The sequence below is a fragment of the Sulfurimonas hongkongensis genome (genome assembly GCF_000445475.1).
Classification (GTDB): Bacteria; Campylobacterota; Campylobacteria; order Campylobacterales; family Sulfurimonadaceae; genus Sulfurimonas; species Sulfurimonas hongkongensis.
This window is the reverse complement of sequence record NZ_AUPZ01000005.1, coordinates 137,058-162,546: the sequence shown is the minus strand read 5'-3', so window position 1 is coordinate 162,546 and position 25,489 is coordinate 137,058. Positions and strand designations below refer to the sequence as shown.

General features: G+C 35.3%; 24 protein-coding genes. 6 read left to right on the top strand and 18 right to left on the bottom strand.

Annotated elements, in window-relative coordinates; genetic code table 11:
* Positions 1-30 precede the first annotated feature (30 nt).
* From M947_RS16735 to murI, 3 genes are all read left to right on the top strand, one after another.
* On the top strand, positions 31-525 hold the full coding sequence (locus tag M947_RS16735) for a MarR family winged helix-turn-helix transcriptional regulator (protein ID WP_021287224.1): 495 nt from the start codon (positions 31-33) through the stop codon (positions 523-525).
* A 110-nt stretch (positions 526-635) separates the two neighbouring features.
* Positions 636-1,976, top strand: a complete 1,341-nt coding sequence (gene rho / locus M947_RS16730) for a transcription termination factor Rho (RefSeq protein WP_021287223.1) — start codon at positions 636-638, stop codon at positions 1,974-1,976.
* Positions 1,977-2,150: 174 nt separating this feature from the next.
* Positions 2,151-2,894 carry a glutamate racemase gene (gene murI / locus M947_RS16725; RefSeq protein ID WP_021287222.1) on the top strand — a complete coding sequence of 248 codons (744 nt, stop codon included), beginning with the start codon at positions 2,151-2,153 and terminating at the stop codon, positions 2,892-2,894.
* A 213-nt stretch (positions 2,895-3,107) separates the two neighbouring features.
* Here the strand turns inward: murI and M947_RS16720 are convergent, their stop codons facing one another.
* Positions 3,108-4,151 carry a chemotaxis protein CheX gene (locus M947_RS16720; protein WP_021287221.1) on the bottom strand — a complete coding sequence of 348 codons (1,044 nt, stop codon included), beginning with the start codon at positions 4,149-4,151 and terminating at the stop codon, positions 3,108-3,110.
* A 130-nt stretch (positions 4,152-4,281) separates the two neighbouring features.
* Here M947_RS16720 and M947_RS16715 point away from each other — a divergent pair, with 130 nt between their 5' ends.
* Positions 4,282-5,925: a DNA polymerase III subunit gamma/tau gene (locus M947_RS16715; protein ID WP_021287220.1), complete on the top strand. Its 1,644-nt coding sequence runs from the start codon at positions 4,282-4,284 to the stop codon at positions 5,923-5,925.
* 1 nt (position 5,926) lies between these two features.
* Here M947_RS16715 and M947_RS16710 read toward each other — a convergent pair whose 3' ends face one another.
* From M947_RS16710 to M947_RS16700, 3 genes are all read right to left on the bottom strand, one after another.
* Positions 5,927-6,139, bottom strand: coding sequence for a hypothetical protein (locus M947_RS16710; protein WP_021287219.1), 213 nt, complete (start codon positions 6,137-6,139; stop codon positions 5,927-5,929).
* 72 nt (positions 6,140-6,211) lie between these two features.
* A complete protein-coding gene (locus M947_RS16705; RefSeq protein WP_021287218.1) occupies positions 6,212-7,606 on the bottom strand; it encodes a sensor histidine kinase in 1,395 nt (464 codons plus the stop codon).
* Complete coding sequence (locus M947_RS16700) at positions 7,600-8,274, bottom strand: response regulator transcription factor (protein ID WP_021287217.1); 675 nt, start codon at positions 8,272-8,274, stop codon at positions 7,600-7,602. Before M947_RS16700 ends, M947_RS16705 begins: the two co-directional genes overlap by 7 nt.
* Before the next feature lie 41 nt (positions 8,275-8,315).
* Between M947_RS16700 and M947_RS16695 the strand changes: the two genes are divergently transcribed.
* Together M947_RS16695 and M947_RS16690 are read left to right on the top strand one after the other, a co-directional pair.
* A complete protein-coding gene (locus M947_RS16695) occupies positions 8,316-8,666 on the top strand; it encodes a hypothetical protein (protein WP_162139348.1) in 351 nt (116 codons plus the stop codon).
* A 98-nt stretch (positions 8,667-8,764) separates the two neighbouring features.
* Positions 8,765-9,223: a hypothetical protein gene (locus M947_RS16690; RefSeq protein ID WP_021287215.1), complete on the top strand. Its 459-nt coding sequence runs from the start codon at positions 8,765-8,767 to the stop codon at positions 9,221-9,223.
* Here the strand turns inward: M947_RS16690 and M947_RS16685 are convergent.
* The 14 genes from M947_RS16685 to M947_RS16625 form a co-directional block, all read right to left on the bottom strand.
* Positions 9,220-10,029, bottom strand: coding sequence for a TIGR00282 family metallophosphoesterase (locus M947_RS16685; protein ID WP_021287214.1), 810 nt, complete (start codon positions 10,027-10,029; stop codon positions 9,220-9,222). The genes M947_RS16690 and M947_RS16685 overlap by 4 nt on opposite strands.
* Complete coding sequence (mfd, locus tag M947_RS16680) at positions 10,026-13,019, bottom strand: transcription-repair coupling factor (RefSeq protein WP_021287213.1); 2,994 nt, start codon at positions 13,017-13,019, stop codon at positions 10,026-10,028. Before mfd ends, M947_RS16685 begins: the two co-directional genes overlap by 4 nt.
* A gap of 57 nt (positions 13,020-13,076) precedes the next feature.
* A complete protein-coding gene (locus tag M947_RS0111890; RefSeq protein WP_021287212.1) occupies positions 13,077-13,400 on the bottom strand; it encodes a bactofilin family protein in 324 nt (107 codons plus the stop codon).
* Complete coding sequence (locus M947_RS16675; protein ID WP_021287211.1) at positions 13,397-14,353, bottom strand: M23 family metallopeptidase; 957 nt, start codon at positions 14,351-14,353, stop codon at positions 13,397-13,399. Before M947_RS16675 ends, M947_RS0111890 begins: the two co-directional genes overlap by 4 nt.
* Positions 14,350-15,510 carry a bifunctional folylpolyglutamate synthase/dihydrofolate synthase gene (locus M947_RS16670; protein WP_021287210.1) on the bottom strand — a complete coding sequence of 387 codons (1,161 nt, stop codon included), beginning with the start codon at positions 15,508-15,510 and terminating at the stop codon, positions 14,350-14,352. The genes M947_RS16675 and M947_RS16670 overlap by 4 nt, the downstream gene beginning before the upstream one ends.
* On the bottom strand, positions 15,510-17,060 hold the full coding sequence (locus tag M947_RS16665) for a GGDEF domain-containing protein (protein WP_021287209.1): 1,551 nt from the start codon (positions 17,058-17,060) through the stop codon (positions 15,510-15,512). Before M947_RS16665 ends, M947_RS16670 begins: the two co-directional genes overlap by 1 nt.
* Before the next feature lie 3 nt (positions 17,061-17,063).
* Positions 17,064-17,585: an LPS assembly lipoprotein LptE gene (gene lptE / locus M947_RS16660; protein WP_021287208.1), complete on the bottom strand. Its 522-nt coding sequence runs from the start codon at positions 17,583-17,585 to the stop codon at positions 17,064-17,066.
* Positions 17,586-17,587: 2 nt separating this feature from the next.
* On the bottom strand, positions 17,588-20,038 hold the full coding sequence (gene leuS, locus M947_RS16655; RefSeq protein WP_021287207.1) for a leucine--tRNA ligase: 2,451 nt from the start codon (positions 20,036-20,038) through the stop codon (positions 17,588-17,590).
* Positions 20,039-20,052: 14 nt separating this feature from the next.
* Positions 20,053-20,391: a DUF6394 family protein gene (locus tag M947_RS16650; RefSeq protein WP_021287206.1), complete on the bottom strand. Its 339-nt coding sequence runs from the start codon at positions 20,389-20,391 to the stop codon at positions 20,053-20,055.
* 263 nt (positions 20,392-20,654) lie between these two features.
* Positions 20,655-20,843 (bottom strand): PLDc N-terminal domain-containing protein, encoded by a 189-nt coding sequence (locus M947_RS16645; RefSeq protein WP_021287205.1) that lies wholly within the window; start codon positions 20,841-20,843, stop codon positions 20,655-20,657.
* Between the two features lie 135 nt (positions 20,844-20,978).
* A complete protein-coding gene (secF, locus tag M947_RS16640; protein ID WP_021287204.1) occupies positions 20,979-21,950 on the bottom strand; it encodes a protein translocase subunit SecF in 972 nt (323 codons plus the stop codon).
* 18 nt (positions 21,951-21,968) lie between these two features.
* Positions 21,969-23,540, bottom strand: a complete 1,572-nt coding sequence (gene secD, locus M947_RS16635; protein ID WP_021287203.1) for a protein translocase subunit SecD — start codon at positions 23,538-23,540, stop codon at positions 21,969-21,971.
* Entirely contained in the window at positions 23,530-23,796 is a 267-nt protein-coding gene (gene yajC / locus M947_RS16630) for a preprotein translocase subunit YajC (RefSeq protein WP_021287202.1), read from the bottom strand. Before yajC ends, secD begins: the two co-directional genes overlap by 11 nt.
* A gap of 178 nt (positions 23,797-23,974) precedes the next feature.
* On the bottom strand, positions 23,975-25,444 hold the full coding sequence (locus M947_RS16625) for an acetyl-CoA carboxylase biotin carboxylase subunit (RefSeq protein WP_021287201.1): 1,470 nt from the start codon (positions 25,442-25,444) through the stop codon (positions 23,975-23,977).
* Positions 25,445-25,489: the final 45 nt, after the last annotated feature.

Genomic DNA, 25,489 nt, shown 5'->3' with positions numbered 1-25,489 from the left:
TAAAAGCATTATAAGAGTATAATTCGTCTTATGAATTCAAATGAGTTAATCTTACACTTAAGCAGTAAAGACAAAAAAATCTCTAAAGGTAGCGACATAGGCTATGTAACACTACCTCTCATCCTTATATCGGAGAAGATTTTAGCTCGCATCACTATCCTTTTAGAAAAAAAATACTCCATCTCAACTAGTGAACTTGATGTCCTCTCCTCGCTTCACTCATGTGTAGATGAGAAGCACACACTAAGCCCTACAAAGCTCTATGAGAGACTTTTTTTCTCCTCTGGTGGGATGACAAAAGTTTTAAAAAAATTAGAGGCAAAAGGCTTTATAAAAAGACTAGATAACAAAGAAGACAAGAGAAGTAAACTTGTTCGTCTAACAAAGAGTGGAAAAGAGATAGTTGAGAAGTCTCTTAGCGATGTTATAGAGCTTGAAGAAGAGATGTTTGGGCATGTAGATGCCAAAGATAGAGAGTCGCTCTCTAGGCTTTTATTTAAAACTTTTGATGGTATTAAAGAGTAAAATAGCCTGCTTACTTGACTTTAGAGGGTTTATTATTGTAAAATCTCGCCATTAAACTTAAAATAATCCCCTGCAAAACATATCCAAAACTAAACTAAGGTAAATACTTTATGAGTGAAAACAATTCACAAACACCCCGCAAGAACAACACAAGAACTAGCCCAAAATCAAGAACTCACAAACCAGTCAAAGGTACAAGCGTAGAAGAGTTACGCACAAAAAGCATAGAAGAGCTTGTATCAATAGCCACTGAACTAAACGTAGAACATCCAAATGAGTTAAAAAGACAAGATGTTATATTTGAAATCTTAAAGGCTCAGACTGCACAGGGTGGTTTTATCCTATTTAGTGGGATTTTAGAGATTATGCAAGATGGATACGGATTTATCCGCTCTATAGATAAAAGTTTTAATGAGAGTATAAATGATGCTTATGTATCAAATACTCAAATCCGCCGTTTCGCCTTAAGAAATGGGGATGTGGTAACTGGTCAAGTAAGACCTCCAAAAGACCAAGAACGCTACTATGCACTTATAAAGATAGAAGCAGTAAATGGCTTGCCTCCAGAAGAGAGCAAAAAAAGACCTCTTTTTGAAAACCTTACTCCTCTTTATGCACTAGACCAAATCAAATTAGAATACAGAGAAAAAGGCTTAACAGGTCGTATGATGGATCTTTTTGCTCCTATTGGCAAGGGTCAAAGGGGCTTGATTGTTGCACCCCCAAGAAGTGGTAAAACTGAGCTTTTAAAAGAGATAGCTCACGGTATAGCTGCAAACCATCCAGACATTGACTTGATGGTTTTACTCGTTGATGAGAGACCTGAAGAGGTTACAGATATGGAGAGAAGTGTAAAGGGAGATGTTTATAGCTCTACTTTTGATATGCCGGCAAAAAACCATGTTAAAGTTGCTGAGATGGTTATAGAAAAAGCAAAAAGAAGAGTTGAATTAGGTAAAGATGTTGTCATCTTACTCGACTCCATCACCCGTCTTGCTCGTGCTTATAACACTGTAACACCTTCAAGCGGTAAAGTTCTCTCTGGTGGTGTTGATGCAAATGCTCTACATAAACCAAAGAGATTTTTTGGAGCTGCTAGAAACATTGAAAATGGTGGAAGCTTAACTATCATCGCTACTGCACTTGTAGATACTGGAAGTAGAATGGATGAAGTTATCTTTGAGGAGTTCAAAGGTACTGGAAACTCTGAGGTAGTCCTAGATAGAAAGATAGCTGAGAGAAGAATCTTCCCAGCTATTGATATACTAAAATCTGGGACTAGAAAAGATGAACTTCTTATCGGCCCTGATACTCTTCAAAAAGTATTTATCCTACGTCAAATGCTACACAAACAGGACAATGAGGTTGAAGCTCTAAAGTTTATCTACACAACGATGGGCAAAAAAGAGACTAACGCCGAGTTCTTAGAGAGCATGAATACTGATAAATAGACTCTAGCCGATAGGCGTAGCTTTTTTAAAGAAAGGCAAGCCTTTAGTGAGAGGAATTAAAGAGGGACTTGTTCCTCTTTAAGGAGACAGACAACATACTCTCTCGCCGATAGGCGTAGCTTTAGTGAGAGGAATTGAAGAGGGACTTGTTCCTCTTTAAGGAGACAGACAATAATGAAAATAGGTGTATTTGATAGCGGTATTGGTGGTTTAACAGTTGTAAAATCACTTCTAGAACATAATCTTTTTGAAGAGATTATATACTTTGGAGATACCGCTCGCGTGCCTTATGGTATCAAGGACAAAAACACCATCATTCGCTACGCTATAGAAGCAGTTGAGTTTTTTAAAAACTTTGAACTTGACCTCATTATCGTAGCTTGTAATACTGTGAGTGCTTACGCACTTGATGAGATGAGAGAGAGTGCATCTTGCCCAGTTATAGGCGTTGTTGAAGCTGGCATCTTAGCTACTATAAACTCACTTAGTGAAAAAGACTCTAACATCCTAATCATCGCCACAAAAGCTACCATCAACTCAAAAGCCTATGAACTAGGATTAAATGAGAGAGGTTATAAAAATCTTCAAGCAAAAGCTACAGGCCTTTTTGTGCCAATAGTCGAAGAAGAGATATATAGCGGTGAGATCCTAGATGCAACGCTAAAACACTACTTCAAAGATGTGCAAGAACCTCATGCCATCATTCTTGGATGCACTCACTTTCCACTTGTCTCAGAGTCTATAAAAAATTACTTCTCAAATGATTGTACGATTATTCACTCTGGGGATGCTATTGTGGAGTATTTACAAGAGGAGTTTGAGTTTACTTATAAGTATAAAAAACCTACTTTAAAGTTCTTTGCATCAGAAAACCCAGATGCACTAAGGGCTATCGCAACTAAGTGGTTATCTCTTTAGTCTTAGGTTAAATTGAACCCTCTGATTAATATACAAACTAGATTCCGTGTCAAGCACGGAATGACGGTGAAGAGGTGTCATCCTGAACTCCTGTCTCGTCATCCTGAACTCCTGTCTCGTCATCCTGAATTCCTGTCTCGTCATCCTGAATTCCTGTCTCGTCATCCTGAACTTGATTCAGGATCTAGTTCGCTAATTCTTCAGAACATTCAATTATTTTGTTATAAACATATAAAAAGGCTTATCGGCTAGTTGCATATCTATCCAAACACCATTATTTTCGCCAATATGTCCTTGAGTTGCTTTTAAAGAGTTGTAAGTCTTTGGAAGATCAAACAAGATTTTTATATCTTTTTTATCAAAAGCGGTCTTTGTAGAACCTGTTATGATGTTACAAAACTCACCTACTCCATCTCTTAGCGTATCCATATCATTATCGCTAATCTTCTCACCTAAAAGTGATTCTAATGCTATAATAGCTAAGCTTTTTGGAAACACAAGTGTGAAAAATCCCTCTAAATCACCTTTAAAGTGCATAACTGCACAGATATTATCTACATCTATACCTGTATCAAAACCTTTTATACTGTGAGCTGATTTTTGTGCTTGAAGTCCTGTAAAAGAGACAAGAGTCTCAACTGCAGTGTCCATAAACACAGGAAGATTAACTATAAGTTTCTTAGATAGAAGTAGCTTGTTTTTTGACTCAACCTCTTTGTTGATTTTTTCATTTAAAGCACTTTGAGTGATAATAATATCGTGTGCTTTCTCATTCATCCTCTCTTGAAACTCTTTTGAATCTTTTGCACGAATAACAGAGTAACCATACTTTGAAAGTTCAGATGCCAAGTCTTTTGAGTTTTGCTCATCTTCATCATAAACTAAAACACAAATAGTTTTTTTATATACTTTTGGATCTAAAAAAAGAGTCGCAACATTTTCATTTTTAAAGAGTTTTACTTTTGTACCTTTTGCTACTCTTTTTAGTATTTTAAAAAGTTCAATATCATAGTCAATAATGGCAATACTAAGTCCAGTACTTCTAGCTAGTGCATCTAAGATTTTTATTAAGGAGGCTAAACCTTTAGAGTTTTCCTTATATACAGCACTCTTAAAAGAGACTAAAATGGCTTTTATCTTCTGCTCTTTATACATCTCTAACTTAGAGACTATCAAACTTTGTATCAGCCTAGCATTACGCTCTTCAATAACACCTATAAAGTTTACAACTGCAATATTTCTACTCTTTACATTCATCTCATACTCTCAATTGTGATAATGAAATTCTATCATCGCTTGCTTTAAAATCTCCTATAAAGATTCTTTTTAAATCATAATTTAACCCTTTAGATGTTAAACTCTTCCTAAATCAAATCTGGAGTTGTATGTGAAAGAGTCTTTGGAAGTATTAGCAAGAAAGTATCGACCATCAAACTTTGATGAGCTTATAGGCCAAGAGACTATTTCTCAAACTCTCTCTTTAGCACTTGATTCAAAAAGACTCTCTCATGCTTACCTTTTCTCAGGACTAAGGGGAAGCGGAAAGACTTCAACAGCTCGCATCTTTGCAAAAGCGCTCATTTGTGAAAATGGCATCTCACACAACCCTTGTGGAGTCTGTCAAAACTGCATTTTAGCTCTAGAAAACCGCCATATGGATATAGTTGAAATGGATGCTGCATCTTCTAGAAAGATTGATGACATAAGAGATCTCATAGAGCAAACTAAGTATAAACCGGCATCTGCAAGGTTTAAAATATTTATTATAGATGAAGTTCATATGCTCACAAAAGAGGCTTTTAACGCCCTTTTGAAGACTCTTGAAGAACCTCCTAGTTATGTGAAGTTCATCCTAGCAACAACAGACCCACTAAAACTTCCAGCTACCATACTTAGCCGTACTCAACATTTTAGATTTAAGTCCATTGCCACTAAAAAAATAGTAGACCACATAGCACACATCTTAAATCTTGAAGAGATAGAGTATGAAAATGATGCTCTTGAAATACTCGCAAGAAGTGGAAATGGAAGTCTAAGAGACACTTTAACTCTGCTTGATCAAGCCATCATCTATTCTAAAAACCATGTTGATGTAAATACTGTTACAGATATGTTGGGACTAGTGGATCCTAAGTTTATCATGGATTTATTTAGTGCAGTTTTTGCAAAAGACTATGCAAGGCTTGTTGAATTTACTAAGATACTAGAAGATTATGAAGCTGAGATGGTTGTAGATGAGCTAATAGCCTATTTAAAAGAGAGAATGTACAACCAAGATGCTTTGTTCTCTACTCTAGTAATAGAGAGATTTTTTAGGATTTTAAGCGACTCAAAATATCTCTTTAGCATCAACGCTGATGGCTCTTTTGTTCTCTCTTTAATCTTTTTTAAGATGGTTGAAGCTCTCCGCATTAAAGAGGTTGACCAGATGATAGAGTCTTTGCAAAAAGAGATACAAAGACCTCAAATCTCAAGTGTTAAAGAAGATATAAGTGAGCCACCATCACAAGACATCAAACCAGAACAAGAGACTCAAACTAAAGAAAAACTCCCAAATCTTTCACTTAAGATGTTTGATGAATTAAAACAGAGCATAAAAGATAGAAATGCAGATCTTGGAACCTGCTTTGAAGAGTCTATTAGCTTTGTTTCTTATATTGATGAAACTCTGACATGGGAGAGTTGTGCAGATACAGAGTGCAAAAAAGTCTTGACTCATGGTTTTTCAGTCATAAAACAACTTGTGCGTGAGACCTTTGGTTTTGAGACAAAGATAAAGCACGAACCTTGCACTAAAGAGATAACTCAAAAAAAAAATGAAACCCTAGAAGAGAAAGAAGAGTATGAGCAAAGCACTTCTATGATAGAAGATGCTGAGATAGGAGGAAGTGCTAGCTGTGTAACTTCCTGCTCATCATCTGGACAAGATACAAAAGAGATAGATAGCTCATCTATACAAGATGAGCCGATGGTACAAAAAGCCATAGAACTTTTTGAAGCTACAAAGATAACCATACAGTCAAAAATATAGCTTAATCAAAAAAAACCTCTCCACAACAAAGATCTTTATCCTTGCAAAATTCCAATACATTTTTGTAAGGGGTTGAATTTCTTCGTTTTGTGGTTGCAAAGTTTGCTTGAGTCATTTTTAGTGCAGTAGCCACATCTTTATCTAAGATTTTTGTTTTTTTATCTTTTGCTAAGTAGAACTTTAGGGCTTCTATAACTCCATGAAAGTCTCGCATATTTTCTCCTACTAAATAAGTAGTAAAAATATAACCAAAGAAAAAACAAACCTATAAATATATGGCAATTTGCTATTTTTTCAACATCTCTTTTATAGAAAAACTAAATAGTGAGCCCTTAGCAAATCTAGACTCTATAACTAGTTTAGATTTGTGCAGCTTGAGTATATATTTAACCATCGCCAAACCTATACCCATAGAGTTATCCCAAGAGTTTTTGTTCACTCTATAAAACTTTGAAGTTATCTTATCTATATGCTTCTCTTGTATCCCTATGCCTTTATCAATAACTTGCAAATTATTTCCATCTAAGATGACTTTTACTTCATCACTAGAGTACTTCAAAGCATTGTCAATAAGGTTTATAAGAACTAACTCTATCATAGTTTTATCTGCATCTACTATAAGGCTTTTTACATCAAGAGATATCTTCCTGTCTTTGTATTTAAGCAAGAGATTAGAGACAACTTCTTGACATAACTCTTTGATATCAAAAGAGCTTCTTTGCATCTTCAAGTCATCGTTGTCAAGCTTTATAGACAGAGCTAGACGATCTATCATCTGTGTTATTTTATCTGCATTTGAGTTGATTTTGCCCAAAAATTTTTGTCTTATTTTAGAGTCTATATCTTCATCTTCTTGTAGTGTTTGTGCATAGCCAATTATAGCAGCTATAGGATTTTTAAACTCATGAGAGATAGCAGAGAGCATATCGTTTCTTTGCTTGTTTATTAGTCTAAGTTTTGCAGTATATTTTCTTTTTTGCCTCTCTCTTGAGTGAAGTTTTTTAACAAGATTTTTTAGCATCAAAGATATCTGTAAAAATTCATAAAAATACTTTATTTTTATGACAGCTTTATAGTTTTTACTAGATATTTCATCCAAATAGTTTGTGATTTGTGCTATATCTAAAAGCACTTTCTCACTCATTCTCTTTGAGATATAAAAAGCCAAAACAACAACAACCAAAAAGAGTAAAAAGAGCTTTGAGTACAAAGAGTAGAACTCACTCATAATCGTATCTAAACGCATAGAGAGTCTTATATAGATTGAACTATCTCTATATTTTACTGCTTTTGCTACATATAAAAAGTCAACTTTTAATGTCTTAGAGTATCTTATTGCATGTGCAAAAGAGTCTCTATCTGCATGTAAAATCTCATATCTTGAACTATGGTTGTCCATGGTCGACTCATCTGCTAAAGACTCTGCAATGATTTTGCCATCTTTATCTATCATTGTTACTCTTAACTCTGTTGTTTGGCTCACCTTTGTGGCATACTCTTGCAAGTTTTCTATATTTTGCAACTCTAGTTCTATCAGAGATATCGAGTTTTGAAGATTTTTTTCATTATGATTTATGATTGTTGATTTTAGAGTCATATAGCCGATCAAAGATGCTACAAAAAGGGTACCTACAAAAAGAAATAAAAATTTTATGATAAATATTTGATGTATTTTTAACACAGTCTGTATCCAACTCCACGAACTGTTTGAATGTAGTCTTTTTTCTTTTGTGGATCTATCTTCTCTTTTAGACGATTTATAGCCACATTTACAGTTTTATACTGATACTCGTCTGAATCTCTCCAGACATTCTCAAGTAGATAATCACGCTCTAAGACACTACCACTATTTAGTACAAACTCATAGAGCAAATCAAACTCTAACTTAGTTACACTTACCTTTTTGTTATCTACAAATACCTCTCTAGTTCTACTATCTAAGCTCAAGTCTCTATGAGTTATTTTTGAATCTTGAAATTTTCTACTACTTCTTTTTAGGACCGCTTTGATTCTTAGAGTAAGCTCTTTCATATTAAAAGGTTTTGTTATATAGTCATCAGCACCTCGTAAAAAACCCTCCTCTATATCTACATCTCTATTTTTAGCACTTAGATATATAACAGGTATTAAGAAGCCATCTCTTCGCAACTGTGACACAAACTCACTTCCCTCAATACCGGGTAGATTTCTATCCATAATAAGAAGGTCTATCTCCTCTTCTAGCAGTATTTGAGTGACTATTTTAGTATTTAAAAAACCTATAACTTCAAAGCCCTCTTTTGTTAGAGTGTACTCAAGAAGTTCTAGTAAATCCTCTTCATCTTCAACGATAACTATTTTAGCACTCATCTATCTTGCCTTAAAAAATATTTTATTATTGTAGCAAAATGTTGATTTGGTTTGATTACAAAAAGGTTACCGTAGATTGTCTATCTGTTTCAAATCACATTATGTATAATGCTAAAAATATAAAAAATTTGATGCAAGTATCTTCAAACGCTAAAGACCAAGTAGAATTAACCGTTAAAACAATGGGTGAAACTACTGTAGCTATGAATATATCTTTAAATACACTTCATAAGACAGGAGAAAGCACTAATCATATAATAAATAAAATTTGTCAAATAAATGAGAAAACTATAAAAAATATAAGCAGTAGTAACACTATTTCTACAGAAATAAAAAGGCTAGAAAACAATGCATTGGCTTTAAGTGAGAAGCTATCGCAATTTAAAACTTAAATATATTAAATCTTATTTATGTTGAAAATTATTTAGCAAAAGAATTTAGTAAGCTAAAATGACTTATAATGGGTATATTTTGTTAGAGGGAGAGTGCTATGTTTGTTAAATCATATAATACTTACATAACTACAAATCCCACCGAGAAGAGTTCTACTGAGAAGTTAGAGAAGAGAGTATCTTCTTCTAGTGAATCCTTTGAATCAAAACCTAAAGAGCATACTCCATTAGAGTCAAAAAGCACTCAGAGTTTACCTATAAACTATATCTCAAACTATAAAGTGCTTAGTAACAAACAAAAAATGCAAAAAGATTTTGAAGATAAAGAGACTCAAAAGTTTTCTAAAATAAACACCCTAAATAGTGCAAAAGATGCTTATGATGAAAATTCAAAACTATTTTCTCTGTTTTTAGAGCCAAAAATCACCCAAAGTCAAACTCCACAGATAGATAAAACTCTGCCATCAGAGCTACAAGTTGCACAAGAGAGACAACTTCGCCACACTATGGTAAACACTTATTTAGCAAATGATAGTTATTACAAAATAACTGCTTAAGACTCTACCCAAGCCTCAGTCTTTAAAATACGTCCATCACAAAAATATTTTAGCTTAAAAGCATTCAAACATTTCCCATCGTTTATATCCATGATGGCAATTTGAAGTATCTTTTTACAATTTTTTGGTATATCAAAGTGTGATTTCAATCCAGTTAAAAACTGCTTTATAGGTGCTTCTTTATCCATCCCTATAACATTATCTCTACATCCGCTAAGCCCTATATCACTTAAATATGCAGTTGATTCTACGATTTGTAAGTCATCTGTACCCACATGAGTATGCGTTCCTATGATGGCGCTTACTTCACCTTTGAGCATCATAAGCATCGCTCTTTTTTCACTTGTTGCTTCTGCATGAAAATCTATAAAAATATTTTTAACTCCATCTGCTCTTAACTCTGCTACTCTCTCTTTAGCCTTTCTAAAAGCATTATCTACTTGTGGCATACAAAAATGTCCCATAAGATTTATAATAGCTAAACGCTCCCCTGCTACTTCATAAACCTTACATCCAGTTCCACCCACTTCATCTGGGTAGTTATCAGGGCGTAGTAGCTCATGAGTACTCAGTAGTGGTACTATCTCTTTTTTATCCCAAGTATGGTTCCCACCAGTCATAGAGTCAACACCAAAAGAGACTAATTCATCTGCATTTTTTTTAGTTAAACCAAAACCATGAGATGCATTTTCATAGTTTGCTATTACAAAATCAACCTCATACTCAGCTCTTATCTTTTTTAGATATTTTTGTATCATATCACGCCCTGGACGTCCAACTATATCGCCAATAAAAGCTACTCTCATATATTTGTTTCCTTTTTTAACCCTCTTAGATAAGTAAGAGTCGCTTTGATAATATCATCATCATCTTTTGAGGCAGATTTGATGCTCTCTTTGATGTCATTTTGATAAGTTATAGTTATGTTTTGCCCATAATTCATAATACTCTTTATCTTCATTTGCAAACTAAGAAGCTTTATAACCATTAACTCTATAAACTGCTTAGTTGGAGTGTCTAACTCTCCAAATCTATCCATCATCTCTTCTTCTATCTCGTAAATCTCAAAAGAATCTTCACATTGCGAAAGCCTCCTATATAGATCAAGTCTAAGTCTATCCTCTTTTACAACTTCATCTGAAACAAAAGCTGAAATAGTGAGTTTAATATCTACCTTTGCTCTTTGGCTCTCAACTGTGTTACTTAGGATTTTGATGGCATCTTCGAGCATTCTAATATACAAAGAGTAGCCTATATTTTTGATATGACCACTCTGTGCATCTCCTACTAAATTTCCTCCGCCTCTAATCTCTAAGTCATGATAAGCTAGCACTGAACCACTTCCTAAAAATGAGTTAGATTCAAGTGCTAAAAGTCGTTTTTTTGCTTCATCTGTAAGATTTTCTTTATTTTCAATGATAAAGTAAGCAAAACCCTCGCTATGCCCACGACCAACACGGCCACGAAGCTGGTGCAAGTCTGCTATTCCAAATCTATCTGCACCATCAACTATCATAGTGTTTACATTTGGCATATGAATCCCTGACTCTATTATAGAAGTAGCTATCATTAGGTCATACTCTTTTGCTTCAAACTTTAAAAGCTCTTTTTCAGTCTCTATAGCTGAGATTTTAGAGTGAAGCATTAGCATCCTAAGTTCTGGCATAAGGGCTTTTAGCTCTCCTAGTTTTATAGGCATATGGTCAATGCTGTTATGCACATAAAAAACCTGTCCACCACGGCGAAGCTCACGCATGATGACCTCTTTTATAAGCTTGTCATTATACTCTTTTACAAAGGTTCTAACTCCTTGTCTCTCACTCGGAGGAGTTAGTAGCTGACTCATAGTCTTGATGGAACTTAGTGCTTGATTTAGTGAACGAGGGATTGGAGTTGCACTCATTGAGAGAAGATGTACATTGTGATAAATCTCTTTTATCTTCTCTTTTTGCTTTACTCCAAACTTATGCTCTTCATCTATGATGACTACACCTAAGTTTTTAAAAGCTAAACCAAAGAGCGCGTGAGTTCCAACAACGGCATCTATCTCGCCAGAGGCTAGTCCTTTAATGATGGCATTTTTATCTTTTGTGCTTACAAATCTATCTAGCTTTGCATACTTGATGCCAAGGGTGCTAAACCTCTCATGCAGTGAGCGAAAGTGCTGGGCTGAGAGCAGTGTAGTTGGGACTATAAAAGCTGATTGAAATCCTGATTTGTAGGCTGCATAGATGGTGTTTAGTGCCACTTCAGTCTTACCAAAACCCACATCTCCGCTAAGAAGCCTATCCATAATATGCCCAGAAGCCATTTGGGAGAGTATCTCATCTATTGACTTAGTTTGGTCATCAGTATAATCAAACCCTGAGAGTTTTTGAAACTCTTCTAGTTCTTGTTTATCTATAGAGATTTTAGGTGCTTTTATAAGCTCGCGAGCAGCAGCAGTATTTACTATCACGCCTGCTATCTCCATAAGTCGCTTTTTAACTTTGTCTTTTAGCTTACCAAAACTTCCTTTTCCAAGCCTGTCAAGAACAGGAGTAGAACCTCCTGATGCGATATATCGATCTATAAAGTCTAAGTTCTCAACTGGCAGAAGTATTTTATCATCGCCTACATACTTAATAACTATAAAATCTTTTATGCCACCTAAAATTTCAGTCTGCTCAATCTTCTCAAAAATTCCCACACCATAGTCTTCATGAACAACATAATCTCCAGTCTTTAAATCATCTAGGAGTATTGAACTTTTTCTTCTTCGCCTAATCTTCTCTGGCTTGTTTAGTGAGATAATTAGCTCATCTTTTGAGACAACATTTAGTATATATGGTGCATAAACTTCTTTTATACCATCAAAATTAAAAAGCCCTGCTTGCTTCATCAAGGCTTTATTTGCAGCGATGATGGTTATTTTTTTGTTTTTGTGAACCTTTAGTAGCGCGCGTATATCCGTTACAACCACCTCTCTAAACTCATCACTAGATGCTAAAATCTCAAGGTTAAAATCTTCTCTTGGAACAGTTGGACTGTTTAGTGCATAGGCATCTACTAAGAGTGAGTCAAGATTTCTTGAGAATTTTGCTACTTTGTTTGTTAGAAAGTTTGAAGCCCTATCTTGGAGATACCAAAAGCCTAGAGATGAGATATCTTTAACCAAAGAGTCAAACTCACTTAGCTTCACTCTTTTATCAAGAGCATTAAAACCTTTCTCATCTAAAGAGTAAAAAGCTGGACTTATCTCAATGCACTCTAGCTCCTCTTTGTGTGTTCTTTGAGATTCAAGCTCAAAGTACTTAATCTGCTCTATAGTCTCATCAAACAAAGAGATGCGAACAGGGAGTTTTGAGGCTGGCGTATAGATATCTATAATATCACCACGAAAAGATATCTCTCCTTGGACTTGAACCATATCCACAAAGCTATATCCCCAAAACAGCATCTGCTCTTTAAAGCCACTAAGATTAATATCTGAGCCAAATTCTATAGTTTTTGTTTGCAAGAGTGAAGCGTGTGGTAGTTCAAACAAAAGAGTCTTTAGTGGAGATATAACAAGAGGCTTTTGCTTCTTTTCATAATACTCTTTAAGCCCTAAAAAGAGTTGATGAAGCTCTTCTGTATATACTCTTAAATCATCTCCAAAACTAGCACGAAAGTCTGGGAAAACTATAACCTCGCGATTAAAAAATATTGCAACACTACTAAGAGCTTCTGCTTCTTTAGCATCTTGACAAATCAGAAGTTCTAAATCTTGTTTTTTTTGTGTTTTGAAGTACTCAAAGAGTCTATTTTGTGACATCGGTTTCCTAGTGGATTTTGTTTTGTGGAGTTTAGAGCTAACGCAAAGAGCTAACTCTTATGCTTTAAGCTCTTGTTTTTTTATTTCTAGTGTTTGTGGGGTTGGAGCGGGAGTTGCATCCTTTACAATGCTACTTCCCTCAAATATACCTTTTGCTTCTATAACAAGTTCAGCTGATTCTATAGTTCCATTGACACGTCCAGCAGCCTTTATCTCCACTCTTTGAGCACTCACACTTCCTTCTATATAGCCTTGGACTACTAATCTTTGAGTGTGAACATCACCCTTTATATGACCATTTTTACCGATATTTACCTCTTTTTTAGAGTGTATAATACCCTCAAATTCGCCATCTACATATAGATTGCAGGAGAGATTCATTTCTCCTTTAATCGTAGAGCCAGCTGTGATGATGGTGGTGTTTGCGTCGGGTTTGGTATTTTTATGTGTGCTGTCGCTGTTATTAAAGATTGCCATGGTACTGTATTTTCCTTTTCAAATATAGTTTTATAGTTTTGTACATTCCATTTTACAAAATAAAATGGATTTACTGTTCTTTGAACAAATCTTATTTCATAGTGTAAATGCGGTCCGCTACTCATTCCTGAGTTGCCAGTATATGCGATAAGATCACCTTTTTTTACAAATTTACCCGCTTTTGTTACAACACTATTTAAATGAGCAAAATAAGCCTTAAATCCATAATTATGTTGAATGATTACAAGATTCCCAAAACCACTTTTTTCATGGTATCCAGCATACTCTACTATGCCATCTGCTGTAGCATAAACAGGCGTTTTCATTGGTGCTTTCATATCAAGACCGCGATGAAATTCTTTTCTTTTTAATGTAGGATGGACTCTATAGCCGTATTTACTCGTAATTCCATTATACTCAATAGGAGAACCACTTGGGATAAATTGCAAAAGTGTAGCCATATGCTCAGAGTTTAACTTTGTCAAACTAACTCTCTCTTTTAAAGACATCTCTGCAACTGGTGCCAAGCCTATAAGCGTCTCTATCTCGGAGAGATAATCTGAGACTTCAGTTAACTCTTTTTTCTTAGTTAAAAGCTTCATCTTAGTATCTTTCATACTTAGATCAAGCTCTATATTTTTATCTTTTAGCTCTTCGAAGGCTAATTGGGTATTTTGTCGTTTTAACTCTATTTGATCAACAGAGTGATTGAGATAAAGAATAGTTCCCACTGCTATAAGAGCTACAAAGCCAACAAACATCGCTATATACCATAAAAACTTTTTAACTATCTGATGCAAATTAAACTGCTTAACACCATTGTCATCATTGATGGTAATTGTAAAGTGATTATTCATATTTTACTTTCCACTCTTTTGTAACTTTTCATAAAAGCTTCCACAACACTAAAAGAGCCAAAAACTAGATAGGGAGTATCTTTGTTTACTCTTTTAAACTTAGTATATTCTATCTCTAATTCATTTAAAGTTCTTTTAAGTACCTCAAATGTCTGTGCTCTGTTATCATTTATCTCTATAAGTTCTACACTATGAACTATTGGTTTTAAGATTTTTAGTATCTCTAAATGGTTTTTATCTTTGTAAGAGTTATAAACCAAAACATACTTTTTAGGCTCTAGTGCTTTTTTTATAGCCTGTGCAGCTAAAGGATTGTGACCGACATCAACTATGATGTTCTCACTAAGGCTACTTAGTCTTCCAAAAAGTTTAGCATCTCTAAAGTCCTCTACAGCATAATTTATGCCAAGAAACTTCAAAGCTGCTATGCTAAGTGAGAGATTATCGACAAGATAGGAAGCTAGCTTTAACTCTTGTTCTATCTTTTGTATCTTTTTCTCATCCTCAAAATTAAGGAAATCTTGATATTTTTTAATATCTAAAGAGTTTTTAAGTGCTAACTCTTCGGCAACACCATAAACTTCATCACTCTGCGTAGCCAATATAGCGTGGTTTTGTATAGCACGGAGTTTCGTAGCTGCAATCTCTTCTATAGTCTCACCCAAAAATGCCTGATGGTCATATGCTATAGGAGTAACAAGAGTTAAAGTCTTATCAAAAACAGCTGTGGCATCATACTCTCCACCTAGCCCTGCTTCCATCACCACAAATTCGCATCTTCTAAAAACTACGAGTGAAAGTAGAGTTGTGTACTCAAAATACGAAAGCGAATCAGAGTCTTCTTTTTTTAAAATGCTTTGTAGTTTTTTATGTGCTTCTTCTAAAACCTTATCGCTTGCATCACTTCCATCTATCCATACCCTCTCATTAAACTTTAAGATATGTGGGGATGTGTAGTGACCTACACTAAAGCGGGCTTTATAAAGTGCTGATGCAAGAAACCGCCCCGTTGTTCCTTTTGCATTTGTACCAATGAGATGTATGATTTTAGGCTTTGCTAATTTATATTTTATGCTCTCATAAATGCGAGGCATACGAGTGTAGTCTATCTCACTGTAGAAGAGTGGTTTTTTACCTAAGAATGTTTGAAGTTGCACTATTTTTTATACGCAACTCTATTGCGACCTTCTTTTTTAGCTTGATACAGATACTCATCTGCTGAATTTATAAGGTTTTGCAAAGATGTGTGCTTCACCCTTTCGCTAACTCCAGCACTCACTGTTATTTCTATTCGTTTACCTCTGTACATAAAACGAGCATCTTGAACATGCTTTCTTATCTTCTGAGCAAAAACAACTCCGCCTGCTGTATCTGTTTCACTAAGAAGTGCTATAAACTCTTCTCCTCCAAATCTTCCAACTATATCAACACTTCTAGCCTCTTTTTTAAGTATCTTTGCAAAAGCACTAAGAATTGCATCTCCTGCTTCGTGTCCAAAGTTGTCATTTACGTCTTTAAAATGATCAAGATCAAACATAACTATGCTAAAGTTATGCCCATATCTCTCAAACTCCCCCTCTTTTATTTTTAAAAACTCATCTAGGGCTCGTTTGTTAAAAAGTTTTGTTAAAAAGTCCTCTTTTGAAGCATTTTTTGCCTCTTGGAGTTCTAGTTCAAGTTTATTGATTTTCTCACTGAGTATTTTTATTTCGCCATTTTGATTTTTAAGGTCCTTGCTTAAGATTTGAGTATTTTCTTCTAATGCAGTAGCAATTATAAAGAGTTTTTTATGAGCTAAGCTAAAGCTTGTCCCTGCATCTTCATTGTAAGACTCTAGCTCTTTTTTTATTTTTTGAATCTCAAGCGTTGAATCATCTGAACGCTCTATCATCTCTATGAGTCTAAGCGAGAGCTTATCTAAGACGCCATCTATAGACTTTATCATCTCTTTTACACTGTTTTTATCTAGTGCAATTCTGAGCATAATGATCGATTTTATCTCATCTTCTATACTTGAGTTTTCTATTAGAGCCGGGTTATCATTTAGTCTTTTACTTAGATCTGCAATCTTTTCATTTACACTAGATGCAATAGATGGTACAAAAGATGAGGCCAAAAGAGAAACAACTCTTTTAAGCTCTTTTTCTTGTGAATCTTTCTGTGAGTGTAACTTTGATAAGTCTATGCTTTGCACGGTTTTTTTAAGATTTGTTCTATCTACACTTGCAAATAGTTTTAGTTTCTCCAAAAAAGAGTCATCATAAGTAGTTATAAAGTTTATCCAGTGTTGTCTGTAAAGTTCATACTCCATCGCACTTGGGTTTGAGTTTAATAGCTTGATACCCTCTTTTGCAAGTGCAGATGCTTCGGCATTGTGTAAAACCTCTACAACTTGAAGAATTCGTCTTATAAGAGTGTTTTGTGCATCTAAGAGCTCTGTACAAATAGTAGGTTTTGTTCTATTTAATCTTGAGATTAAAAACCTAGCTAGCTCTGCTATAGTGGTTATTCTATACTGTGTCAGCTCTTTTTGAAATTCTGGATTTAGAGTTTTAGTAAATTTTGTGACATGGTTACAGTCCTCATACTGTACTCCAGCCTTTTGGGCTTCCTTGCAAAAAGCATCTGCATAAAAATCAGGTGTAAGTAGTTTGCCTTCTAAATCAAGCCTTTTAATAGCTTTTTTTATAATCGTCCCAACTGTCATAGCCTACCCCTTAGATTTACTCTTTTTTTGTGCAGTAGCACCCTCAGCAGAGACCTTCGCAACAAAAGACTCTATAGCTTTAGCCGCACTAAACTTAATAGCCTCAAACCTCTCTTGGTCAGTTACAACAGCATTAGGAGAGACTGCAAAATCATAAGTCCCACTATGAGAGTAGCTCTTACTCACACCACTATGATGCCTAATTATATTTAAATTTAGACTCATTTTGTAGCCTATAACAAAACCATCTTTATCATAAACAATAGGCACGTATATTGGATTTGAGATAGAGATATCTAAGTGTGTGTCTGACTCATCTCTACTCCTTAAAGAGGCGTGAAAAACCTCTATAATTGCCTCATCTACCGCATCTTTTATGAGAACGGTATTTTCAGGGTCTTGTGCAGATATGCGGATACTTGTACTTATTTTTTCGCCCATCACCGTGCGGGCAAATTTTGAACTTGGAGTATATCCACACCCACTAATAGTTAAAACTAAAATAAGCGACAATATGACTCTCACATCTATCCCTTTACTACGATATTTACAAGTTTTTTAGGAACTACTATCTCTTTTATTATAGTTTTATCTTCAAGCCATTTGACTGCTGCCTCTTTGGCAAGAGTAATTATCTCTTCATTTGTTGCGTCTATGCTAACTTCTATCTCAGTTCTTCTTTTCCCATTTATAGATACTCCTAGCATAAGAGAGTCTTGAACAAATACTTCATCTAGTACTATCTGAGGAGTTAAGTTAGCAAGTTCAAAGTACTTACTACTTATCTCATAACAAACATGAGGAATAATAGGTTCCATGATGGAGCTAAGTATCCAGTAAGCTTCACTCCAAACATCACTGTTGCTTTGCAAGTTTAGTGCATTTATAGCCTCCATAACACCAGCTATAAGAGTGTTAAAAGTGTATCTCTCTTTATAAACATCATTGGCACGGACTAACGCTTCGTAGACTTTTTGTCTTGCAAACTTCTCTTCTTTACTAAGTTTTGAGTGTTCTATCTTAGGGATAGCATCTCTTTTTACAACATTTGCACTTCTCTCATAAAATCTTTTTATAAATCTAAACGCACCCTCAACTGCATTGTCATTCCACTCTAACTCTTGAGTAGGAGGAGCTGCAAAGAGTATAAATAGTCTTGCTGTATCTGCACCATATTTTTTTATGATGGCATCAGGATCTACAGTGTTGCCTTTAGATTTTGACATCTTTGCACCATCTTTTAGCACCATACCTTGAGTTAAAAGCCTATCAAAAGGTTCATCAAAATCAAGATACCCCAAATCACGAAATACTTTTGTAAAAAATCTTGCGTATAAAAGGTGCAGTATTGCATGCTCAATCCCGCCAATATATTGATCAACTCCCATCCAGTAAGCTAATTGCTCTTTTGAAAAAGCCTCATCTTGCCAGTTCGCTTCTGAAGCACAAAAGCGTAAAAAGTACCATGAGGACTCAACAAAAGTATCCATTGTATCAGTCTCTCTTGTAGCATCACAACCGCATTTTGGGCACTTACAATATTTCCAAGTTGGATGCCTCTCAAGCGGATTGCCCTCTCCTGTTATCTCTGCATCTGCAGGAAGTGCAATGGGGAGATTCTCTTTTTTCTCCATAACTAAGCCACAACTATCACAATGTACAAAAGGAATAGGCGCACCCCAATATCTCTGACGACTCACTCCCCAGTCTTTGAGTTTGTAGTTAGTTGTTTTTTGGCCTATTTTTGCATCTTCAAAATACTTTATGATCTCTTTTTGAGACTCTTGTGAGTTTTGTCCATCAAAACTCTCAGAGTTAAATAGCTCTCCAATTTCTGTAAATGCAACATCACCTTTAACTTCTCCATCAAAAGGTTTGATAACTGATTTTATATCCAAATCATACTTTTTTGCAAACTCAAAATCTCTCTCATCATGAGCAGGAACTGCCATAACAGCACCACTTCCATAGTCCATTAAAACAAAGTTAGCCACCCAAACAGGAATCTCTTTTTTTGTAAGAGGATGTATTACGTTAATACCTATAGGCACACCCAATTTTTCTTTTTGTCTATCTATGGAAGATGTGTTTTTCATCACTTGGATTTTAGCTATTACTTCATCACTTAGCAACTTGTTTTCTATCATATAGGTTACAATTTTATGCTCAGGTGCAAGAGCTGTGTAAGTTACACCATAGATGGTATCAGGGCGAGTTGTAAATACATTAAATGATTCAAATGCGTTGTTTAGCTTCTCTTTAGATGCAGAGTCAAAAAAGAGATTAAATGCTAAGCCATTAGACTTTCCTATCCAGTTCTCTTGCATAGTTAAAACTTGTTTTGGCCAACCACCTTCTAGTTTACTAAGCGAGTCTAAAAGTTCATCAGTGTATTGGCTTATCTTAAAGTAGTACTGACTCATATCTTTTTTAACTATCGGAGTATCACATCTCCAACAACATCCATCGATAACTTGTTCATTTGCTAAAACAGTTTGATCATGTGGGCACCAGTTGAGTAGTCCTTTTTGACTATACATCAAACCTTTTTCATACATATCTATAATGAAGCCTTGCTCAAACTTAGTATATAGCTCATCACTTGTCGCAAACTCTCTTTTTTTTGAAAAAGAAAATCCCAAAGATTTAAACTCATCCTTCATATAATCTATGTTGTTATAAGTCCACTCTTTTGGGTTAGCCTTGTTTTTAATAGCCGCGTTCTCAGCTGGCATTCCAAAACTATCAAAGCCTATGGGGTGAAGTACATTGAAGTTTTGTTGACGGTAATAGCGTGCAAAAGCATCACTAATAGAGTAGTTTCTAACATGCCCCATATGGAGTCTTCCACTTGGAAATGGAAACATACTAAGTATGTATTTTTTCTTTTTACTAAAGTCTTCGCTAGGCTCAAAACTATCGTTTTGAGTCCAGAACTCTTGCCATTTTTTCTCTATAGTCTTAAAGTTATAATCCAAAAAAAGTTCCTAAATTAATATTCTTCGTGTGTTTTGGAACTCTCTATATAGACAAGCCCAACAGAAAAAAGATTTGCAATGAGTGCACCAATAGTTAGTGCTATAGCCCACTCTAAGTTTCCAACAACCTCTAAGTAGATAAAAGCTGGAATAAGATGCAAATCAGCCACAAGTGATGATGCTAAAAGCTCAGCAGAGAGCAAGTTTCTAACACCAATTTTAAGAACTGTAGAAACAAGGTTCAAACTAGCAGCCACAAAGAGTGCAACCGCACTATGTTCATACAAAAATCCCGCTATTGATGTCAAACTCATTAGCGAGAAAAACACATATATTACTTTACCCCAATCCATTGCATAATGTCCTTAATTTTATTTCATAAGATGAAAGAAACCCTTCATCTATTTTATCACGCAAAACGAACAAGTCCGTTTAGCTATGCTAAGTTTCCTTCGGCAGGAAGCTCTCGGCACTAGTGCCTCTTATATTTTCTCACGCAAAACGAACAAGTTCGAGGTCCCAAAAATACTTAAGGCTAAAATTGGGTGATTATACAAAAAAAATCTTAAGTGACTACTGAATAGGCTCTGCTTCTTGACTCAGAACTTAGAGTCTTTCACTTCTCTACAAGTAGGTTTTTTTTCATAAATAGATAGAAAAAGGCTAGAAATGGAACAAAAAAGACGCCTATCATCCAGAAAACTTTTGCCTTTTGCTCCCTAAACTCACCAGTAACTATAGAAATTAAAGAATAAACCCACACTACTATAAATAGAAGCATAAATACGATTGTAGAATTGCTCATGATATTCTCCTTATGCTAGCGATTATAGTATCAATATGATTAAAAAAAGAAAAAGAAAAGAGATTAGTCTCTTTTAATGAAGATCTAGGCTTGACTCATGTTAAATATGAGCCAAGCTGAGTTTATAAAATAATTTTACATCACTCCAGATTCAAATTGCTCTCGCATTTTTTGCTTCTCAACCTCTCTTTTTGTCTTCTCAGCTAGTTTTACATGATAAGCTTTTATATCAAAGCCAAACCATAAAAGTATAGGTGATGCCACAAAAATAGAAGAGTAAGTACCAACTATCACCCCAACTAAAAGAGTAAATGCAAAGGCGTGAATTATCTCTCCACCAAACATAAAGAGCATAAAGACCACAAAGAAAGTTGTGAGTGAAGTTAGAGTAGTTCTAGCAAGTGTTCGTGTCACTGACTCATTTATAACTTCGCTTAATTCTGTGTTTTTACTGCCCGTTACACTCTCACGAATACGGTCAAAAACGATAATAGTATCATTTAGTGAGTAACCCAGTATGGTTAAAAGCGCAGCTAAGACATCAAGGTTTACATCTAGTCCCACAAGTGCAATAGCTCCAAGGGCTATAGAGACATCATGCACAAGTGCAATTATAGATGCAACAGCAAAACGCCACTCAAACCTAAAAGCTACATAGACAAGGATCCCAATAACTGCTAAGACAAGAGACATCATCCCTTTTTCCTTTAGCTCATTACCAACCTTTGGTCCTACTATATCTACTCTTCTAATCTCATAATTTCCAGTTCCCTCTAATGTCTCGCGGGTAACATCTCCAATATCTACACTGATACTACTCGTAGTACTCTTCATACGAATAACTACTTCATCAACACTACCAAATTTTGTAATAGATGCACCATCAAAGAGCTCATTTGACTTTAGTCTTTCTCTCATCTCATCTATTGGAGCCGCTCTGTCATACTTAACTTGAACTATAGTTCCACCAGCAAAGTCAACACCGTAGTTTAACCCCTTTGTCATAAGAATTACAAAAGATGCTAACACCATAAAAACAGATAATATCAAAGCTATCTTTGATTTACCCATAAAGTTAAAGGCTCTTGTATATTTAAAAAATTCCATATATCTTCCTAACTAGAGTCATTTAGACTCCCTTATTCCAAACCAAAAATTATTGTTTTTGCTCTTGTGTATTTTAGATTCTAGGAGTTGATAAATACCATGAGTACCTAAAATAGCTGTTAGCATTGATGCTAAAATCCCAATACTAATAGTTATGGCAAAACCCTTGATGGCACCAGTTCCATAAGCGTAAAGAACAATTGCGGCAATTAACGTAGTAATATTGGCATCAAGTATAGCTCTTACAGCATTTGCATAACCCTCTTCTATAGCTTTATGGATAGATTTGCCCTCAAGCAGAAGCTCTCTTATCCTCTCAGTTATAATAACATTGGCATCAACTGCCATACCAACAGTTAGAACGATTCCAGCCATACCGGGAAGTGTTAGAGTTGCACCAAAAAGGCTCATAACAGCTAAAATGATAAACAAGTTAGCAATAAGTGCAATATTTGCAACAACCCCAGCAGCTCTGTAGTAAAGCATCATAAAGAGTATTACTAAGACAAAACCGCCTATTAGTGCAACCATACTAGCTTCTATACTATCAGCCCCTAAACTTGGACCAACTGAGCGTTTTTCCATTACATATATGGGAGCTAAAAGTGCACCTGAGCGAAGTGCAATAGCTAAATCTTTTGCCTCTTCTACAGTGTAGCTTCCAGAGATTTGCCCTGAGCCTCCACCGATTCTCTCATTTATATTTGGAGCAGAATATACCTTGCCATCAAGAACTACAGCTAGCCTTTTCCCGACATTTTTACCCGTAAAATCTCCAAATATTTCAGCACCCTCAGCATTTAGCTTAAAGTTTATAAGTGGTCTGTTATTTTGATCAAAGCCCATAGAAGCATCTGTTAGCATTCCACCATCAAGGATAGGAATCTCACGAACAAGGTACTTAATAGCAGGGTTTTTAACATCATCTAAGATAATATCACCATAAGCAGCCGCATCAGCATGGCTCATATTTTGAACTCTTGCAGCTCTATCTTCATCAACCGCCATAAGTTCAAGTTTCGCAGCACGAGATATAAGCTCTCTTGCTCTTTGCTCATCCTCTTGCGTTTTGATACCAGCTAGTTGAACAAGAATTTTCTCATCTCCTTGACGAGCTACTACAGGTTCTGTCAAACCAAACTGGTCTAGTCTATTTCTTATAGTCTCAATAGCTTGATCAACTGCTTGCTTTTGTGTCCTTATAACTTCCTCAGGTGTGAGTTCAAGCAAAAAGGATTCTGCATTTACATCTACGCTAATACCAGTTGTATCTTTTAGATAGTTTTTTACACGCTTAACATCGTCAATATCAAGAAGTGTAAATGTGATGGATGATTCATCAAAACTTAGAGCATCTACTAAGATATCTTCTCTCTCAGTGAAGTGCTTTATACTAGCTGTTATTGACTTGATGCGAGACTTTGTAGCTTCCTCAGTTTTAACACCCAAAAGAAGATGCAAACCACCTTGTAAATCTAGTCCTAATGTTATTTTTTTTCCATCTTGGAGTTGCAAGAGTGATGGAGCTGAGAAAAAAACTCCAAAAACTATAGCAATAGCAAAGATTACTGTGCGGTAATTAAGCTTCATCCTCATACTTTCTTGCTATTGCGTCTCTTGATATTTTAACGATTACATCATCATTCATCTTAATGCTTAAAAATTTCTCTTCAACTTTATGAATAACTACAATAAACCCGCCATTTGTAACGACTTTATCGCCTTTTTGAAGGGCTTCTATCATCTCTTTTCTAGCTTTAGCCTCTTTTTGTTGTGGGCGGATGATTACGAAATACATGATTGCGATTAAAAAAACAAACGGTAATAATTGACCTATAATTTCCATGGGTGTGGTGTCCTTTTATTAAATTGTGGCGATTATACAAAAAAATGATTAATAAGCGACTGAATCTCGGCTCTTAAACATTGCTAGTTACTATCTATCTCTAAAAGCTTTTGCCCCAACTTTACTCAGGTTCTTTTAAAAGAAGATATTTTTAGCAAATCTAGCAAAAAATCACTTCTTAATAAAGAGTAAAATCATTTTCAAGTTTAACTAAGTTATTTCCTTTTATTTGCTTAACAACTTCTGCTAATTTTAAAACTGTTTGCTCTTCATTAGCGATTGAGCTTTGTGCATCTAGATTAAACATATTCATATTTGCATCTAAATATCCAGTATCAAATTTTGCCTCTTTAAAACCCTCATCTCTTACTATCTCTCTATGAAGTGGTATATTTGTTTTAAAGCCCTCTATATGAAACTCATCCAATGCTCGTCTAGCCTTAGCAACTGCCCCATCCCAATCAAGTGCCCACACAATCAACTTCGCTAGCATAGAGTCATAACAAGTTGGTGTCTCATATCCGCTATATAGGCTGGTATCAAGTCTTACTCCAGGTCCACCTGGTGTTAAATATTTTTTTACTACTCCAGCTGTGGGCATAAAGTTATTTTGCGGATCTTCTGAGTTGATTCTAAACTCTATAGCATATCCTCTAAATTGTATCTCGCTTTGCAAATATTTTAGCTTATCACCAGCAGCTATCTCTATCATTCTTTGAATAATATCAACTCCTGTTACTATCTCAGTGACAGGATGTTCTACTTGAACTCTGGTATTCATCTCTATAAAGTATATATTATTCCTCTCATCAACTAAAAACTCAACAGTCCCTACACTCTCATATCCAAGTTTTTTCATAGCATTTACAGAGATAGTGCAAAGTTTTTGTCTAACTTCATCATTTAAAAGTGGCGATGGAGTTATCTCTATAACTTTTTGATGTCGTCTTTGAATTGAGCAATCCCGCTCACCTAAATGGAGTACATTTGCGTATTTATCAGCAATAATTTGGATCTCAATATGTCTAGGATTTTGAACATACTTTTCTATAAAAACATCTCCTTTACCAAAATATTTTATAGATTCATTTGTAGCAGAGGCAAACATTTTAGAAAAATCATCAGCAAAATGGACAATTCTCATACCCCTTCCACCACCACCAAATGCTGCTTTTATTATGATGGGATAACCTATCTCTAGGGCAATCTTTCTCCCTTCTTCTTCATCTATGATAGGAGAGCTTGTTCCCTCTAAGACAGGGACTCCTATCTTTTTCATAGCAACTTTTGAAGCCATTTTATCTCCAAAGAGTTCTATATGGTGTGGCTTTGGCCCTATGAAGATCAAATCCTTATCCATGCACGCTTGTGCAAACTCTGCACTCTCTGATAAAAAACCATACCCAGGATGTATGGCATCACACTTTGTTCTTTTTGCTATATCAATTATTTTGTCATACTTGAGATATACATCTATTGCATTTCCAACTATTGGGTAGCTCTCATCAGCTCTTGCAACCCAAATCCCATTTACATCGGCTTCTGAGAAAACAACTACTGATTTTATTTCAAGCTCCCTGCAAGCTCTTATGATTCTTAGGGCAATCTCGCCTCTATTGGCTACTAAAATCTTAGTTATCTTTTGCATAAACATATCCTAGTATTAAATTTAGATGTTATTTTAGTAGATTAG